This window comes from Dellaglioa sp. CoH-56-MRSF-14, from assembly GCF_056782115.1.
Map to the genome: position 1 here is coordinate 21,891 of NZ_JBXAYB010000004.1, position 16,151 is coordinate 38,041.

The window sequence follows — 16,151 nt, forward strand, 5'->3', positions numbered from 1 at the left end:
AGTTATAAAATAAAAATCGTCTGAACTTTTAAAAGTTCAGACGATTTTTATTTGGAATAAATTAGTTCTTTTTGATCATTTTGTAATTTTCGTCATAATATTTACCATTACGAATATCATCTGGCATACCAACATAAGGTTCTTCATTGATAACATCTTCGTTATTTTGACCGGCATCACCGATGTAAGTGATTGTAGCAAATTCTGGGACAACCATTTTAGGATATGTTTCGTATTTTTCACGAGATTCTTCCATCAAATCGATATGGTCATTTTGGTAAGTAACTGTAATTTCAGGATGTTCTTGAACCCATTTAGGGAAGAAGATTGTTCCGTTAATTTTCATTTCGTTAGGTAAGAAATCTAGAGCGACATCAGTACCTGTAGGTTCTGTCCAAGCAATTTTATAAATACCTTCAGTAAGCATAACGATGTGAGCTTCTTGATCAGTTACCCAACGTCCAGCAACCATACCACCATGGATACGGTAGTCAACAGTATGATCATTTTTAGCGTACCATTCATATTCCCAACCGTTATCGTAAGTATATACAAAATGTGTACCTAAGAAATCATCTAATGTTTTAAACTTTTTTTCTGTATTTGTCATAATTTTTGTTCTCCTTTAAAGTGTTTATTTATACATGTAAAAGTTTACATGTTTTTGTTTACTTGATTATAGTATACTGATAAGTATTAAAAGTCAAGTTAAGGGGAAAAATGGCAAAAAAAAATAAATTACAATATATTATTTTAGGATTATTGAATCAAGAACCATTATCGGGGTACGATATAACTAAAGCATTTACGACTGATATTGGAGAATTTTGGCAAGCAGGACATAGTCAAATTTATCCTGCTCTTAAAATAATGGAAAAAGATGGATACATTACGCATGAAATTGAAATAGCAGGTACTAAGTTAGAAAAGAAAATATATTCTATTACATCACAAGGTAAAAAAGTTTTAATGGATTGGTTAGTATCAGATAGTGGGGAATTAAAACCGATTAAAGACGAATTTATTTTGAAACTTTATTTTATTAAAAATAAAGATGACGTTCAATTACAGCAAAGATTAATTGAGCAATTACAGTTACATCAAGTAAAATTAGATCATCTTGAAGGAAGAATGAAATTAATTTTTTTCTCAGAAGAAGAAATCAACAAACAATATGGTCATTATTTGATTTTAGATCATGCAATTGAACGAGAAAAATACTGTGTTAAGTGGTTTAAAAAGTATCTTAATTAAATAATAGACGCTTATAAAACGTCTATTATTTTTTTATTGAAGGTCTTTTTTTCTAATCTTAATCTTTTTGACTTATAAATTATGCTAGAATATGGTTATTAAACAAAAAATAAAAGGGCGGTTTCTATTTTGAAAAGAATGACGAAATATGTATTATTTTTATCTAGTGTGATAGTAGGTATTGGTATCGGAGCATATCAGGCCTCGGCTAATACTTCGAAGCCTGAAGGTGTGATGGGGTCAAATGTACCTGAATCATTAGTTAAATCAGCATCTTTATTGAGTAAATCGGCTACAAATCGCGATAATTCAATTCCTGATTTATCAGAATTTCAAGGATCATTTACAGATGCACAAGCTAAAGTATTAAAGAAAAATTTTAAATTTATTATTTTACGTGTTCAATATGGGTCAAATCGTAAAGATTTAGTGATTGATCATAATATTGCGATGATGAAGAAATATAATATTCCATATGGTGTTTATTCATTTAGCCAATATGAAAATGTTGCTGATGCTAGAGTAGAAGCGAAAGACTTATATAACCGTGCCAAGGATGCTAAGTTCTTTGTCAATGATTATGAAGATCAAACGGTTACGAATGCTAGCAAAGCAAATACTAACGCCACAACAAAAGCCTGGGCTGATGAGATGGCTAAATATGTAGGTAATCGTAAAATTATACTTTACTCTTATGCTAGTTTTATGAAAACATATGCCAGTACGGCTGTTAACGCATATGATGGTTTTTGGTTAGCTGCATACCAAAGTAATGAGCCAATGGAAACAAGTCATTCGTTATGGCAATATACAAGTAACTTTACAAATCATGGTTTATCAGGGGTTGGAAACATTGATGCAAGTATCATGTCTGGTAAAAATGCTGATTGGTTTTTAAGTGCATCAACAGATAACAAACCAACAGAAAGTACACCACCCACGAACGCAGCTGGGAAAGCACAAAGTTATAATGAATTAGTTTCAATTAAAAAATCTGGATATAATGTTTGGGGTAATTTTAGTTGGAATAAAGTTAAAAATACGACAACTGGAAAAATTGGAAAAGTTTATAGCGCAAAATATTACTATAATCACAGTAATGGTAACAAATATTACTCATTGTACGATAGTAAAGGCAAATGGGCTGGATATGTAAATAGTAACGCAATGGAGGTTGCTTCAGCTAAAGAATTTAAAGCAACCGCTAAAATTACTAAACGTGATTATACTATCTGGAGTAATTTTTTCTATACGTCAGCAAAAGGAACAACAGCTAATTATTATGGTCAAAACTTAAATGTCAGATACAGATATACATTGGGTAATGGTAACGTCTATTATTCACTTTATAATAATGCAGGTACATGGTTAGGTTATATGAATAGTAATGCTTCAAATTTAGTTTATTCATCATATGATAAGATTGTTTCTGTTAAAAATAGCTATACTATCTGGGGTAATTTTAATTGGACAAGTAAAAAAGGATCTACAGTTACTAACTCCGGACAGACATACAATGCTAAATATGCGTATAAGATTAATGGTAATACGTATTACTCACTATATAATGGTAATAATGTTTGGAAAGGCTATGTTAACAGTAATGCTACGAATACCTTAGTAGCTAAATCATTAAAGGCAAAGGTCAAAATTAGCGATAAAGGTTATAATGTCTGGGGTAATTTCTTGTGGTCATCTAAAAAAAGTACTTCTAGTAATTACTATGGTCAAACATATAACGTTAGATACAGATATACTACAGGAAACGGAAATATTTACTACTCACTTTATAACGATGCCGGTAAATGGATGGGTTATGTGAATAATAAAGCAACTAGCCATATTTATACTAAATACAATAAAATTGTCTCTGTTAAAAGAAGCTATGATATCTGGGGTAATTTTAATTGGACGGTAAAAAAAGGGTCAACTATAGCTAACTCAGGTACGAAATATACAGTAAAATATGCTTATTCAATTAATGGCAATAAATATTACTCGATATACAATGCAAATGGTAAGTGGCAAGGATATGTAAACAGCAACGCATTTTAAATGAAAATAGTTCTAAGTTAATTGTTGTTGATGAATTATGATATTGAAAGACAGTGTGACTTAAAAATGCCTCATAATCGTTAGACCTACGTCTAATAATTATGAGGCATTTTTTATATTGATAAATTTAAAGTTGATTTTGAACGTAACCTAAAGTGCATAGTAGGAACCGGATGATAAATAATTATTTAATTTAAAAATACAGTCATACAACAGCAGCTGATGAGAGGGTATACGGTTATTATTGCAAAAAAAAAACCTACCCGAAGGTAAGTTTCAAAGGCTTATAATTAAGCTTTAACAACGTTAGTTGCTTGTGGTCCACGATCAGAATCTTCAACATCGAAAGTAACTGCTTGGCCTTCGTCAAGTGATTTAAAACCGTCACCTTGGATAGCTGAGAAATGAACGAAAACGTCGTCGCCAGATTCGCGAGTAATAAAACCAAAACCTTTATCTGCATTAAACCATTTTACTGTACCTTGTTCCATAATATGAAACCTCCATGTGCTGTAAGCACTAATATATTTTGCATTTGTTGATTGAACTATTAAAAAGAAGTGTGTTCATAAATGAAACAAATCACCTTTAAATAACCGAACCATAAATACATAAGTTTAATATAACATCTAATGACGATTAATGCAAATGTTATTTGCTCGATTTAGTGTGTTTTTTAAGATAATGCAGTAATTCTGTTTCATTACGAAATTCATGTGGGCTAACTTGATTATGAAGTCGAATCGTAATTTTATTAATTTTGATTCGACCAGTCCAAGTATACGTGTATTCAACGATAAATCTATTATTGAGATCATCCTCATCTAAGCCAAAATTAAGTACGTAAATACGATCTGGAACCATTAATGGATTGAGATGTTCTTTATCGTAATAAATTTTGTTTGCTCTTAAGAATTTTTTTGTCTTACTTAACATAGTGTATAAACCTCCAAACTATTATTATAGTGTATTCAAAATGAAGGAGACAGAATTGAATCGGGGATTTAAGTTGCTGTCACTTTATTAATTTAAGTACCATCATTAAAATATCTCATTTAGTATATCATAAATAGAACATAAAATGAGAAAATACTATATAAATCATTCGGAAAAATTGACAATAAACAAAAACATGTTAAGGTTATAGTAGCTCAATATTAATATTCTTAGTATAAATTATTCAGTTTGATGATTTCTATTCATTTATTCACGCTGGCGCAACCAAGGAGTTGCAAGGATGTAAAGTAGGTAGGGTTACATCGTTTAGAAGTAGAATTAGTAACTTATTTTAAAATTAATTAACTCAAAATTAAATATAAATATTCAGTGAGAAGGCTACCAGCAGAATTTGTTGGTAGCCTTCGTCAATTAAAAATATATATAGCATTAAAAATTAATAGCGGGTATGAATGTTAGAAACTTTAAAATATAACCCTTTATTACTTTATTGAAGTATTTAGAGTGTACATACAAAGGAGGTAGGTATTGTTTACCTGCTTTTTTTAGTGTTTAATATGTGAGTGTATAAAAATAAAGGGGTGTTGGATAATGAAAAGGGTAGTCGTATTATGTGCTTCAACAATGGTTGCATTATTATTAGTTGCATGTGGGAACAGCAATAGTGCAAGTAAGGAATCGTCATCATCTGAGGTAAAATCATCTAGTTTGCAGAAATCAAAAAGTGAATCAAATAAGAAAGAGTCTATAAAAAAAGCAAAAGTATCTTCTGAAAGTAAAGCATCATCAGAATCAGCTGCCAAAGAATCAAGTATGGTAGCTGAAAGGTCATCTAAGGCAGCTAATCTTGTGAGAAATGAATTAAAAAAAGGATTTAGTTTTGCTCCAATCAAATATAATGGTGAGGACATCAGTAAAGCTATGGAAGATGGTACTGCTCCACGGCACTCCCTTTTTGATTTAATTACTCTAGGTTACGCAAAAAGTGATACAGTGGTTCGTACACAGCTGGGAAAAGATAGAGCCTATAATTATACGTATAAGATAACCGATAAGTTTATTATAATGAGGGGTGAATCTGGTTCACATCGCATACCTTACACAATAAAGGGATCACATATAACATATGGAGAATGGATAGAAAAACAATCTAATGGAACAAAGCTTACTTATGAGTTTGCATTAGAAACGACTGCCAAAGATGCAATAGACGCACAGCAAACTCAAAATAAAATATAATGGTTAATTGAAACATCCATACTGTGGATGTTTTTTTGTACGCCAAAATAGAAAATGTCGTACGGGTTATTGCGGCATTTGGGGCTGAACAAACTTAGTATAAAATATCTTTGAATGGTTAAAAATCTAACAAAACCTGCGACTATTAGTATGAAAATATAGATTATGTTGTACAGAGTTTTATAAAAGTGCATAAGGTGAATACGAATATTGATTACCTATCATTTTTAGTGTTTAATTTAAAGGTAAATAAATTTTAGGGGAGTTTCAAAATGAAAAAGGTATTGGTAACGTGTGGGATAGCAATGATGTTATTATCATTAACTGCGTGTGGGAGCAGCAATTCAAAAAAGGATGAATCATCTTCTATTGATTCTAGTAAATCACAAGCAAGTTCAAAGAAAATAGCTAGTTCAATGAGTAGAGAAGTTTCATCGTTAAAAAAAGAAAAAAGTAAATTACAGGAAACGAAAAAACAGGCAAGTAGGAATGTAGGAACTCTGACAGTTCAGCAGATGAAAGACCATCCTAAACAGTCAGCTGTAGCAATCGCTTATTATGGTGCAAATCGTTTTTGGAATGGTTTAACGGATAAAATAGCAGATGGGTTCAATGTTTCAATTAAAACACCTAATTCAAGTACAGTTAAGTATTATATTCAAAAAGGTGATAATCCATATTATAGATTACTGGGGGATGTACATAATACTGTAGCTTATTATGACAATGCAGATAATGAACTACAAAAAGTTGGTATGTCGACAATAGCTACTTATGTAAATCAAAAGTTAACTGATGGTAGTCGAAATACTCTAGTGAATAACGTTATCATCAATGCTAGTGATGATACACAACAATCCAGTGATGGGCTATCAATATCAATTGATGAAGCGATTAAACTGATTATCAAACATGAAAATTCAAATGATAATTACGGCAATTTTAACTTGATAATAACAGATAGAAGTAAAAGTACTATAACTAAAATTAATAATAATGATGATATTCCTGCAGCGTTGGGAGGATACGTACCCTATGGAAATGGTGGTTGGGAAATAGAGTTGGTGTACACGGGTGCAAGTCTTCGAGAAAAATATTACCTAGTGCCTGATCATAACAAAACAACCGTTTCACTTAAAACTATCTCACGCTATTCGACTAGACCAGACATAGATACAGAAAACTTTACGCTAAACCGTTAAATAAATATAATACTTTATAGTGATATTCCATAATGGTTCATTAATGCATTCACAAACGTGAGTGCTTTTTTTGTAAAAAATGAAATATGGAACTGGGAATCTTCAGATAAATACCGGGCCTTAGAATATTAGCTAAAATTTAGAAAAGCAAAATTAATGAATTTCTTAGCATAGTAGCTAAAAAGTATATACACTAATAGTGTTGACGAAAGTGCAAACATTTAAAAAGCTAAAGAAATAAACTATACTATCTAAAATGATCCATCATGAATGATACGGTTGGAAGTACAAACGGTAGCCAGATTCAAAGTGTGAAAAAGTTTAGTGTGAGTTAAATCATCATTTAGTGATTTTTGAGTAACTAGTGATCATTAAAATAAACCTTTTAAGTTACGTAGAGTTTCATAGTATTTCATAGAGTTGGGACAGGTATTGTTTACCTGTTTTTTATTGTTTAATATAGAGGTAAATAAGATATTTGGAGGTAATGCAGTGAGTAAAATATGGGGGTTTATAAAAAAATATAAATGGTTCATTTTACTAGTAATATTGATAGTGACTGTTATCATCCCTTGGGTCATCAATATTTTTATTGGCATTGTTCCAGGAGTAGGTTCGAGTGATGGGTGGCTTGGATTTTGGGGAGGTTATATAGGTTCTTTCATAGGTATTGGTGGTGCAGCTATGTTTGCATATATAAATACAAAGTTTCAGTTAAAAGAGCAAAGAAAAAATGAGTTAAGTAATGCCCTTGCTGTAGAAGATATTAAGAACATATCTAGATTAATTTCTATTAATAATAGATTTACCGCCAATATTATTTTAATGAAAAAAGATATTTTCTCTAAGGGTACATTAGAAACAATAGATGATATTCGTAATTTGGGTACAAAAATTAATAAAGAAAAATTGAATGAAATTACTAATTTGAAGAATGAATATGTAATTTATTTTGAAACATACGTTAGCTATGTACCCGAATTATCAAAAAAATGTGATACCTATCAAGATAATATTGCTACACTTTGGAGTGATTTAATGAAAACATACGATGAACTTACTATGGCAGTAAAATGGTTATTGAAAAATAAAGAAGAAAATATAGAATTGATAGATCAAGAAACTAATAAAATTAATAAAATTTTTACAGCAGTTGCAACAAATATAGACTCTATATCTTTTCCGTTAAATGCAGTGAATAAAATTTTAAAAGGCGAAGCGGCGAGGATAAGGTGTAATAAATAATACCTTATCTATAATTGATGTTTAGGTATTCTTAAAGTAAGTAATAGGGTTAGTGTTAGAACCTGCCAAAACTTGCCATAAAATACTTTATAAAGCTCATCAAAACTCTAGTAAGCTCGTCAAAATGATACTTCATTTATACCTAATATGTTAGCAAATATTAGTATATGGGTGCAGCTATTCATCCCTGGGACTTATTAGATATGTAGGCAAAAATAAGTATTCGGACATTTCGGACCCCCTAAAGGGATGCAATTAAAAAGGTTATCAAGACATTCAAGACACCCTAAAGGAAGTAGATTTAATTAGATGTGATGAAATGACTACGGTTTGTTGAGGGAAAATAAAAAGCACCTACTTAAGAAAGTAGATGCATCAGTACATACATGCCCGTACAGTTTATTTTTTTGACTACGGTTTTGACTACGGTTTGTTGAATCTAGATGAAACCTTATGAAACTCTATGAAAACACTTGATTGGGTAAGTAGGGATCGAACCTACAGATTGCGGATTCAGAGTCCGGCGCCTTACCAGTTTGGCTATTACCCAAGAATAATTAACTTCCTAATTTTAGCGATATAACGGTCTTTTGTCAAATAGAAAATAGTAATATTTTGTTGAAACAATAAGAAATAGTAAAGATGATTAATTATTGATAAAGAAAAGTGATGATTACTTTTCTAATTGATACATAACGTTATAATGAAGGACATAAAGATTGTGTTATGTAGAGAAAGTACAAATGAATAAATTAAGCTAAAGTTTTGCACATTTTATTAAGTTATTATTCTATAGATGGGTTTGAGGCGAACGTATTGGAAATAAAACTAAGACGTGAATTAAAAAAGTTATACATTAGATTATTGATTGCGTGTGTCACAACGTTATTGATAGGTACCACGAAAGTTCTCCTACAATATAAATGGTTATCTTTTGTTATGTGGGCTGCTGCATTGTACTGTCTCGGTTTGTATCTGTATTGTTGTTTTATTCAATTTTTAATTTGGCATAAAAATCATTGACATCAAATCTATATGGGTTATACTTAAAAGAGTATTTTTGCCCAATGGTCAAATTGGTTAAGACGTCGCCCTCTCAAGGCGGAATTACGGGTTCGAGCCCCGTTTGGGCGATAAAAGATGTAATTAATTAGAATATTTAAAAAAGTGATTAAGTAGGGGAATGAAGTGAACCCCCTGAGTTGGAGAAATCTAACTCAGGGGGTTTTACTATGTTCACAGTTGAAATAAAGAAAAAAGTTCTAAAAGAATATTTGAAAGGTAAACCAGCCGGTTTACTAATGAAGAAGTATGGAATCAAGGGATCTGCAACTATTTATCAATGGTTGGATCATTTTAAAATGTTTGGGATTCAAGGCTTAGAAAATAATTTAGGGAAGACATTTTATGATTATTCCTATAAAATGAAGGTCATTCACTGGCGATTAAAACATAGGGCTTCTTTTCCGGTTACAGCACGTCATTTTAAAATTAAGAATCCTGTCGTGATTTGGGACTGGGAAAAGAAACTGGTACAAGGTCGCTTAAAAACTTCAAAAGGAAAACTGCCTAAAATGACTAAATCAAAAAATCCAAAAACTTCAAAACAATTACAAGAAGAAAATGACTTTCTAAGGGCACGGGTAGCGTACTTGGAAAAATTGGACGCCTTAATACAGAAAAAACAAAGATTAAAAACCAAGAAAAAGCCCAGATAATCACTGAGTTAAGGTGTGAATTACAGATTAAGTTGGCAACCGTATTAAAAGCTGGACTGATGTCCAGCAGTAGCTACCATGATGCTTGTAAACGAGAGTACCAACAAGATTCAAAAGAACTGATTGAAACGATTAAAACAATTTGTGAAGGGCATTCTGATTATGGGTATCGTCCCGTAACAAGTGAGTTACGTAACATAGGCATTAAAATCAATCACAAAACCGTGTTGAGAATAATGCGAGAAAACAAACTCCTATGTCACGCTTACGAACGAAAAACGAAAAGATATAATTCATATAAAGGAACTGTTGGTAAAATAGCTTCCAATCTTTTAAACCGACGTTTTAAGACTGATAGATCCTATCAAAAAATAGTAACTGATGTCACTGAACTACGATGGGGAAATAAAAGTACAAATGAAAGAGCTTATTTTACGGCATATATTGATTTATTTAATAGTGAAGTCCTTCAATGGTCAATTAGCCTCCACCCAACGGTGGAGTTTGTGACAGAACCACTAAAACGGTTAATCAATAAACGTTCAAATCTCAGTTATCGAATGACAGTTCACTCTGATCAAGGATTTCAATATCAGAACAGCCGTTATACAGAGATTATCAAATCAGCAAAAATTTTTCAAAGTATGAGTCGCAAAGCGACTTGTTTAGATAATGCATGTGCTGAAAGCTTCTTTCATATTTTAAAAGTTGGGACAGTTCATAATCACGATTATGCGACATACGAAGCTTTAAAAGTAGCCATAAAAAATTATATTGATTATTACAATCATAAAAGAATTAAAATAAAACTGGCCGGTATGTCTCCGATTGAATATCGAAAACATACCGACCAGATGATCGCTTAATATTTACTCCAACTTTTGGGGTTCACTTCAGAACCTGCTTAATCACTTTTTTGTTTAGACATTTTGTTCAAATGAAAGTTCAATTAAATATTTATCATGATGTGTCAGATACACGGTTGTTACCCAGACGTCCATATAGTCAGGGATGGAATGATCTAATTTATCGTTAAAGTAATCTAATAAATCACCGTGTTTTGAAACGAAATCATCAGTGAGACGATTAACAGTTAGTTTATCTGGTAAAAAATAAATATCAGCATCAGCTACTTTGACGCTTCCTGGTATGACGAGGGTTATTGAATTAGTATAGGTCAAGCGTGAAAAGAAAACGTCTTCTGGATGTCGTCTGACATAAGATAAGACGAAGAATATAGAATCTGAATTACTAGCCATAAGTGACACTCCCCATCTAAATGATTTACTTCATTATACCAATTTAAACGAAAATGTTTTGATTTATTTTATTATAGTCGTAGACAGACTAAATTTAAAAATATATTTTAGGTTTTTACTTAGGTAAAATCTTAATGGTAGCGTATACTTGAAGGTACAAATATAAACCATTTTATGGAGGTGCAGGCGATGAAGACAGTTCATTTTTATTTAGTAAGACATGGTCAAACACGATTGAACAGATTAAAGAGGCTACAAGGCGTGACTAATTCTCGTCTGACACACAAGGGGCGAGAGGCAGCTAGAAATTTGGGAACACAATTAAAAGATGTCTATTTTGAAGCCGTGTACACAAGTGACTTAAAACGAACGCAAGATACTGCGGACTTTATTCTTGAAAAGCATGACTCTTCGTTTGAATTTCAACCATTAAGAGGACTTCGAGAAGTCGATTTTGGTCGACTAGAAGAGATGAAAAATAAAGATTTAATTCCAATGCTTGTTAAAAAATTTGGTTTTTTTAAAGTGAGTCAGGCCGTTTTAGGGCATAATCGCTTTAGAAACTTAGTAAATATGTTCGCAGAGCTTGAAGGAACTAGCCAAGCTGAAACATATGATAAGATGACTAGTCGAATAATTGATACATTAACGGATATTGGGAATCAGTACCAGACGCAGGGAGGAAATATTTTAATTGTGTCTCATGGTCTTGTGTTATCAAGTTTTATCGACAGCTTAGAAAAAAATCAACTTCCAACGATGCTCTTGAAGAATGCTAGTGTTAGTAACGTTGATTTTAAAAAAGGTAAATTTACAATTGTGAAGATTAATCAAAAGGGGTGATTACGATTGCTATATCCTAAAACGATAAATAAAATTCGACAGTTAGTTAATGATGGTATTGTTCCTGGTGCTTCATATGGGGTTATCCATCATAATACAATTAGCAATCAAAACTATTTGGGATATTCGCAATTAGTCCCTGAAACTGAACAATTAGCTGACAATGCACTTTACGACGTTGCATCACTAACTAAAGTGATAGGAACAACAACTCTTATTTTAAAATTACAAGAAGAGGGTCGTTTGAATGTTGATGATTCCGTAAAAAAATACCTACCAAATTATCAGGACGAACGGGTGACTTTACGGCATATGTTGACGCATACGGCAGATTTTCAAGGGTATATTAAAAATCGAAATCAATTATCGGAACCAGATTTAAAACAAGCACTATTCGGACTAAGTAATGGTGAAAATCTTGGAAAAAAAGTTATTTATAGTGATATCGGACTAATTTTTTTAGGATATATTATTGAAAGTATTTTAAAAATTCCTGTTCAGCAAGCATTGCAGCAAGAAGTCTTAAATCCCTTAGGATTAACTGATAGTACTTTTAGTCCAAATATCTCAAGAAGTGTTCCAACTGAGATTATTCCTGACTTAGGTCTTTTAAAGGGTATTGTTCATGACCCCAAAGCACGGATTTTAAAAGAACATTGTGGATCGGCAGGGTTATTTTCCACTGTATCCGACTTATTACGATTTATGCAGTGGTTTATGTCAGATGGTCCTGAACGTCCAGTATTACGGCCGGAGACGACGCAAATGTTATTCTCAGATCAAACACCTACAAGAAGCTTGGGTCGTTCACTTGGCTGGGATCTTCGTGGAGATGGCGATTGCTTATCTGTCTATCATACTGGTTATACAGGAACATTTATAATAATGGATCAATCCATGCAAGACGGGTTGGTTGTCTTAACGAATAGGGTACATCCGACGAGTGATAATAGTCTCTATTTGGTAAAACGAGATGAAATTATAGAAAGCTTTTTAACGGAAAAAGCTGGATTGTAACCGATTAACATTCAAAAATGTAACCGCTTATGATAAAATAAACCAATAATATGTTTAACGAAGGAGAGAGCAACTAATGACAGAACCTTTATTCTTAAAACCTGTATTACAAGAAAAAATTTGGGGTGGTGATCATCTTAAAACGGTCTTTGGATATGATATTCCAAGTAATCATACTGGTGAACTTTGGGCTATTTCCGCACACTCACATGGCCCAAGTACTGTTTTGAATGGTCCATTTGCTGGCAAAACATTGAATGAAGTCTGGGATTCAAATCGTGAAGTTTTTGGTAATGCTAAAGGGGATGTTTTTCCACTTCTAACTAAAATTTTAGATGCTAATCAAGATTTATCAGTTCAAGTACATCCGGATGATACTTATGCAATGCAACATGAGCATGAACTTGGTAAAACAGAATGTTGGTATGTTATTTCAGCCGAACCTGGGGCAGAACTTATTTATGGGCACCATGCTAAAACACGTGAAGAATTAGCGGAAATGATTCATGACGAAAGATGGGATGATTTATTTACGCATGTACCTGTTAAAGCGGGAGATTTCTTTTATGTTCCTAGTGGTACAATTCATGCCATTGGTTCTGGTGTGATGGTCCTTGAAACGCAACAAAGTAGTGATACAACATATCGTGTTTACGATTTTGACCGTGTGGATGCAACAACGGGTAAGAAGCGTGACTTGCATATTCAACAATCGATTGATGTTACTAATGTGCCTAATAAAGTTCCTGAACTCGATATTCAAACAAAAATGGTCGGGGATGCCAAAGTAACAACCTTTGTTAAAACACCATTCTTTAGTGTTTATGAATGGTTGATTTCAAACGGATCAGCAAATTTTAAAAGAACAGTCGCACCTTATACTCTTGTTTCAGTTTTAAAAGGTGAAGGTCAGATTAAAGTCGATGATAAAATATATGATTTAAAAATGGGTATGCATTTTATTTTACCAAACGAAGTTAAAGAATGGACAATTACAGGTGATATGCAAATTATTGCATCAGAACCTGGAGAAAAAGCATAAAAAAATAAAGATTCAAACAATAATATACTATTGTTTGAATCTTTATTTTTTTACTAAAATGTTGGTTCGATAACGAGTGCTTCTTGTTGACTAAAATCAACATCTGGATATTTACGATGCAACGCAAGCAGTAGTAGACGTTTAGCTAATTCACCATTTCTTGTTAAGATTGGGCCATGGAAATATGAACCAAAAACGTTTTTGTAAATGACACCTTCTGAAGCATCACTACCATTATTACCTTTACCTTTTAACACTTTACCAAGTGGTCGTTCATCTTTACCGAGGAAGGTCATCCCGTTATGATTTTCAAAACCATGGTAAGTTTCACCGGTATCTTCATTTTGAATCGTAATATCTCCGATAAAACGATTGTCATCTTGTGTCTCTGTATAATGACTCATTGCACCAATGCCAGGAATTTTTTCACCATCAGCACCGACATAATATTGACCAAGTAATTGGTAACCGCCACAAATTGCGAGGAGGGGACCGTTATCTTCAATATAGTCGGTTAAGGCCTCTTTTTTGTCTTGAATATCTTTTGAGACAATTTTTTGTTCGAAATCTTGTCCACCACCAAAGAAAGTTAAGTCAAAATGATCTTTGTCAAAAGGTTGATCTAAACTGATGACTTCAGTTTGTAAGTCAGTATCCATTTGCTTGGCATAATATTCTAACACCAATAGGTTACCAACATCACCATAAGTATTTAATAAGTCACCATATAAATGGGCGACGTTTAAATGATATTTTGCCATTATTACATGCCCTCCTTGATATAACCATCATTAGCGAGTGATTTACGTAACTGTAAAACAGCTGTATAAGTGGCTAAAACGTAAATATGTTTTGTGGGGAAGGTTTTAAGTTGTTCGATAACTTTAGCAATGTCAGGTTCTTTAATTAATTGTTCATCTTTGACACCAGCGACCTTAAAACGGAATGAAACATCTTTATAACGTTCACCACCCGTCATGAATTGAGGAATGTTCATTTGTGTTAATTGTTCGAAATTCCCATCCCAAATCCAACTGGTATCAATACCATCTGCGTAATTTGCATTTAATAAGAAGGCCAACGAGAATGGTTCTGTATCTGTTGCAATCATATCTAGTACCTGATCGAGGCCAACTGGATTTTTAACTAAAACTAAGGTAATGTCTTTGTCTTCAACATGGATGACTTCTTGTCGACCAAAGACTTGCTCATCGTCTTCACTTAATGTATTACTAATTGTTGCAGGACCAACATTGAAGACACGACCAACTGCATAAGCAGCAAGGGCGTTGTAGATGTTATATAAACCGCCGACATGAATTTCCATGGGTTGTCCATCAACTATAAAGTGAGATGATGTGGGTGTTTGTTCTAAAAGTGATGTTAATTGGTAGTCTAATTTTGGACGACTAAAATGACAGTTTGGACAATAATATTTCCCGAGATTAGCATACGTACGGGTTTTATAATGTAAGATATGTTGACAAACTGGACAAAGAATCCCATCAGTATTCGTAGGTGCTAAACTTTCTGTTTCCTCTTCATGATTAAAACCGTAGAAAACAAAAGGATTTGGTAATTCAATTGAATGGAAAATGGGTGCATCACCATTTGCAATAATTGTTGCATTGGGTGCTAATTTAATCCCATCAATAATTTTTTTGTAAGTTGTATAAATTTCACCGTAGCGGTCCATTTGATCACGGAAAATATTTGTTAGAACAAATGCTTTAGGCGTGATGTATTGGGTTACTTTAATGACATTTGCTTCATCAACCTCAAGAACAGCAAGAGGACGCTCATTTTTTTTGCGCTTATCCGTTAGAAATGCTGTGATAATACCTTGTTCCATATTTGATCCAGCAGAGTTTGTTAAGATATGGTCATATTTAGCACCTAAAACCTTAACTGTTAAGGCGGTTGTTAAGGTTTTACCGTTGGTTCCAGTGATGACAATAACGTCATAATTAGCACCTAATGTTTTTAAAATTTCTGGATCTAACGCGGCAGTTATTTTGCCGGGTAGAGAGCTACCACCTTTTAGAAAGGTGTGCAAAAACCAATATGATGATTTCCCTGCGACAGTTGCTATTGAGCTTTTTATCGTCATTAAAATATCCTCCGTTTACAGAAAATTGACTACATAGGATAGAATCCACGTCATAGCCTACTTTACTGAATTTATATTATGTCTATAATAGCATAATTACAAAATTCTACATATAAAATGCCTAATATTAAGAAAAAATTTTTATTTAATGAAATCCAAGCTTAAATCGGATATACTTAAAGACGGAAATCTGAAAAACAGAAGAGGTTT

General features: G+C 32.7%; 16 protein-coding genes and 2 tRNA genes. 11 read left to right on the forward strand and 7 right to left on the reverse strand.

The window, feature by feature from the left end:
• Positions 1-61: 61 nt before the first annotated feature.
• The gene (locus AC1RPX_RS05265; RefSeq protein ID WP_481761921.1) at positions 62-610 is read right to left on the reverse strand and encodes a phenolic acid decarboxylase; all 549 of its coding nucleotides are present in this window, start codon (positions 608-610) and stop codon (positions 62-64) included.
• A 110-nt stretch (positions 611-720) separates the two neighbouring features.
• Here AC1RPX_RS05265 and AC1RPX_RS05270 point away from each other — a divergent pair, with 110 nt between their 5' ends.
• Together AC1RPX_RS05270 and AC1RPX_RS05275 are read left to right on the forward strand one after the other, a co-directional pair.
• Positions 721-1,254 (forward strand): PadR family transcriptional regulator, encoded by a 534-nt coding sequence (locus AC1RPX_RS05270; RefSeq protein WP_409022286.1) that lies wholly within the window; start codon positions 721-723, stop codon positions 1,252-1,254.
• A 138-nt stretch (positions 1,255-1,392) separates the two neighbouring features.
• Positions 1,393-3,309, forward strand: a complete 1,917-nt coding sequence (locus AC1RPX_RS05275; RefSeq protein WP_481761920.1) for a GH25 family lysozyme — start codon at positions 1,393-1,395, stop codon at positions 3,307-3,309.
• A 290-nt stretch (positions 3,310-3,599) separates the two neighbouring features.
• On the opposite strand, the gene AC1RPX_RS05280 is transcribed toward AC1RPX_RS05275, so the two are convergent.
• Together AC1RPX_RS05280 and AC1RPX_RS05285 are read right to left on the reverse strand one after the other, a co-directional pair.
• Complete coding sequence (locus tag AC1RPX_RS05280) at positions 3,600-3,800, reverse strand: cold-shock protein (protein WP_057973786.1); 201 nt, start codon at positions 3,798-3,800, stop codon at positions 3,600-3,602.
• Between the two features lie 160 nt (positions 3,801-3,960).
• The gene (locus AC1RPX_RS05285; protein ID WP_481761919.1) at positions 3,961-4,245 is read right to left on the reverse strand and encodes a hypothetical protein; all 285 of its coding nucleotides are present in this window, start codon (positions 4,243-4,245) and stop codon (positions 3,961-3,963) included.
• A 612-nt stretch (positions 4,246-4,857) separates the two neighbouring features.
• On the opposite strand from AC1RPX_RS05285, the gene AC1RPX_RS05290 reads away from it, so the two are divergent.
• The 3 genes from AC1RPX_RS05290 to AC1RPX_RS05300 all read left to right on the forward strand — a co-directional run bounded on the left by AC1RPX_RS05290 (position 4,858) and on the right by AC1RPX_RS05300 (position 7,952).
• Positions 4,858-5,505 (forward strand): hypothetical protein, encoded by a 648-nt coding sequence (locus AC1RPX_RS05290; RefSeq protein WP_481761918.1) that lies wholly within the window; start codon positions 4,858-4,860, stop codon positions 5,503-5,505.
• A gap of 272 nt (positions 5,506-5,777) precedes the next feature.
• The gene (locus AC1RPX_RS05295) at positions 5,778-6,707 is read left to right on the forward strand and encodes a hypothetical protein (RefSeq protein ID WP_481761917.1); all 930 of its coding nucleotides are present in this window, start codon (positions 5,778-5,780) and stop codon (positions 6,705-6,707) included.
• A 492-nt stretch (positions 6,708-7,199) separates the two neighbouring features.
• Positions 7,200-7,952 (forward strand): hypothetical protein, encoded by a 753-nt coding sequence (locus AC1RPX_RS05300; protein WP_481761916.1) that lies wholly within the window; start codon positions 7,200-7,202, stop codon positions 7,950-7,952.
• A gap of 477 nt (positions 7,953-8,429) precedes the next feature.
• On the opposite strand, the gene AC1RPX_RS05305 is transcribed toward AC1RPX_RS05300, so the two are convergent.
• A tRNA-Gln gene (locus AC1RPX_RS05305) sits at positions 8,430-8,502 on the reverse strand.
• Between the two features lie 511 nt (positions 8,503-9,013).
• On the opposite strand from AC1RPX_RS05305, the gene AC1RPX_RS05310 reads away from it, so the two are divergent.
• From AC1RPX_RS05310 to AC1RPX_RS05320, 3 genes are all read left to right on the forward strand, one after another.
• A tRNA-Glu gene (locus tag AC1RPX_RS05310) sits at positions 9,014-9,086 on the forward strand.
• 98 nt (positions 9,087-9,184) lie between these two features.
• Positions 9,185-9,670: a helix-turn-helix domain-containing protein gene (locus tag AC1RPX_RS05315; RefSeq protein ID WP_481761995.1), complete on the forward strand. Its 486-nt coding sequence runs from the start codon at positions 9,185-9,187 to the stop codon at positions 9,668-9,670.
• Between the two features lie 26 nt (positions 9,671-9,696).
• The gene (locus AC1RPX_RS05320; RefSeq protein WP_481761996.1) at positions 9,697-10,536 is read left to right on the forward strand and encodes an IS3 family transposase; all 840 of its coding nucleotides are present in this window, start codon (positions 9,697-9,699) and stop codon (positions 10,534-10,536) included.
• Between the two features lie 54 nt (positions 10,537-10,590).
• On the opposite strand, the gene AC1RPX_RS05325 is transcribed toward AC1RPX_RS05320, so the two are convergent.
• On the reverse strand, positions 10,591-10,929 hold the full coding sequence (locus AC1RPX_RS05325) for a hypothetical protein (protein ID WP_481761632.1): 339 nt from the start codon (positions 10,927-10,929) through the stop codon (positions 10,591-10,593).
• A gap of 189 nt (positions 10,930-11,118) precedes the next feature.
• On the opposite strand from AC1RPX_RS05325, the gene AC1RPX_RS05330 reads away from it, so the two are divergent.
• The 3 genes from AC1RPX_RS05330 to manA all read left to right on the forward strand — a co-directional run bounded on the left by AC1RPX_RS05330 (position 11,119) and on the right by manA (position 13,831).
• Complete coding sequence (locus tag AC1RPX_RS05330) at positions 11,119-11,772, forward strand: histidine phosphatase family protein (protein WP_409022293.1); 654 nt, start codon at positions 11,119-11,121, stop codon at positions 11,770-11,772.
• A gap of 6 nt (positions 11,773-11,778) precedes the next feature.
• Complete coding sequence (locus AC1RPX_RS05335; protein ID WP_481761633.1) at positions 11,779-12,789, forward strand: serine hydrolase domain-containing protein; 1,011 nt, start codon at positions 11,779-11,781, stop codon at positions 12,787-12,789.
• Positions 12,790-12,865: 76 nt separating this feature from the next.
• Entirely contained in the window at positions 12,866-13,831 is a 966-nt protein-coding gene (gene manA / locus AC1RPX_RS05340) for a mannose-6-phosphate isomerase, class I (protein ID WP_481761634.1), read from the forward strand.
• 53 nt (positions 13,832-13,884) lie between these two features.
• On the opposite strand, the gene AC1RPX_RS05345 is transcribed toward manA, so the two are convergent.
• Positions 13,885-14,592, reverse strand: coding sequence for a type 1 glutamine amidotransferase (locus AC1RPX_RS05345; protein ID WP_409022296.1), 708 nt, complete (start codon positions 14,590-14,592; stop codon positions 13,885-13,887).
• A 2-nt stretch (positions 14,593-14,594) separates the two neighbouring features.
• Positions 14,595-15,941, reverse strand: a complete 1,347-nt coding sequence (locus tag AC1RPX_RS05350; RefSeq protein ID WP_481761635.1) for a MurT ligase domain-containing protein — start codon at positions 15,939-15,941, stop codon at positions 14,595-14,597.
• Between the last annotated feature and the right edge of the window lie 210 nt (positions 15,942-16,151).

Bases quoted from the DNA above. Each gene is read 5' to 3' on its own strand.
- AC1RPX_RS05265 (WP_481761921.1), bottom strand. From the start codon at position 610: ATGACAAATACAGAAAAAAAGTTTAAAACATTAGATGATTTCTTAGGT.
- AC1RPX_RS05270 (WP_409022286.1), top strand. From the start codon at position 721: ATGGCAAAAAAAAATAAATTACAATATATTATTTTAGGATTATTGAAT.
- AC1RPX_RS05275 (WP_481761920.1), top strand. From the start codon at position 1,393: ATGACGAAATATGTATTATTTTTATCTAGTGTGATAGTAGGTATTGGT.
- AC1RPX_RS05280 (WP_057973786.1), bottom strand. From the start codon at position 3,800: ATGGAACAAGGTACAGTAAAATGGTTTAATGCAGATAAAGGTTTTGGT.
- AC1RPX_RS05285 (WP_481761919.1), bottom strand. From the start codon at position 4,245: ATGTTAAGTAAGACAAAAAAATTCTTAAGAGCAAACAAAATTTATTAC.
- AC1RPX_RS05290 (WP_481761918.1), top strand. From the start codon at position 4,858: ATGAAAAGGGTAGTCGTATTATGTGCTTCAACAATGGTTGCATTATTA.
- AC1RPX_RS05295 (WP_481761917.1), top strand. From the start codon at position 5,778: ATGAAAAAGGTATTGGTAACGTGTGGGATAGCAATGATGTTATTATCA.
- AC1RPX_RS05315 (WP_481761995.1), top strand. From the start codon at position 9,185: ATGTTCACAGTTGAAATAAAGAAAAAAGTTCTAAAAGAATATTTGAAA.
- AC1RPX_RS05325 (WP_481761632.1), bottom strand. From the start codon at position 10,929: ATGGCTAGTAATTCAGATTCTATATTCTTCGTCTTATCTTATGTCAGA.
- AC1RPX_RS05330 (WP_409022293.1), top strand. From the start codon at position 11,119: ATGAAGACAGTTCATTTTTATTTAGTAAGACATGGTCAAACACGATTG.
- manA (WP_481761634.1), top strand. From the start codon at position 12,866: ATGACAGAACCTTTATTCTTAAAACCTGTATTACAAGAAAAAATTTGG.
- AC1RPX_RS05345 (WP_409022296.1), bottom strand. From the start codon at position 14,592: ATGGCAAAATATCATTTAAACGTCGCCCATTTATATGGTGACTTATTA.
- AC1RPX_RS05350 (WP_481761635.1), bottom strand. From the start codon at position 15,941: ATGACGATAAAAAGCTCAATAGCAACTGTCGCAGGGAAATCATCATAT.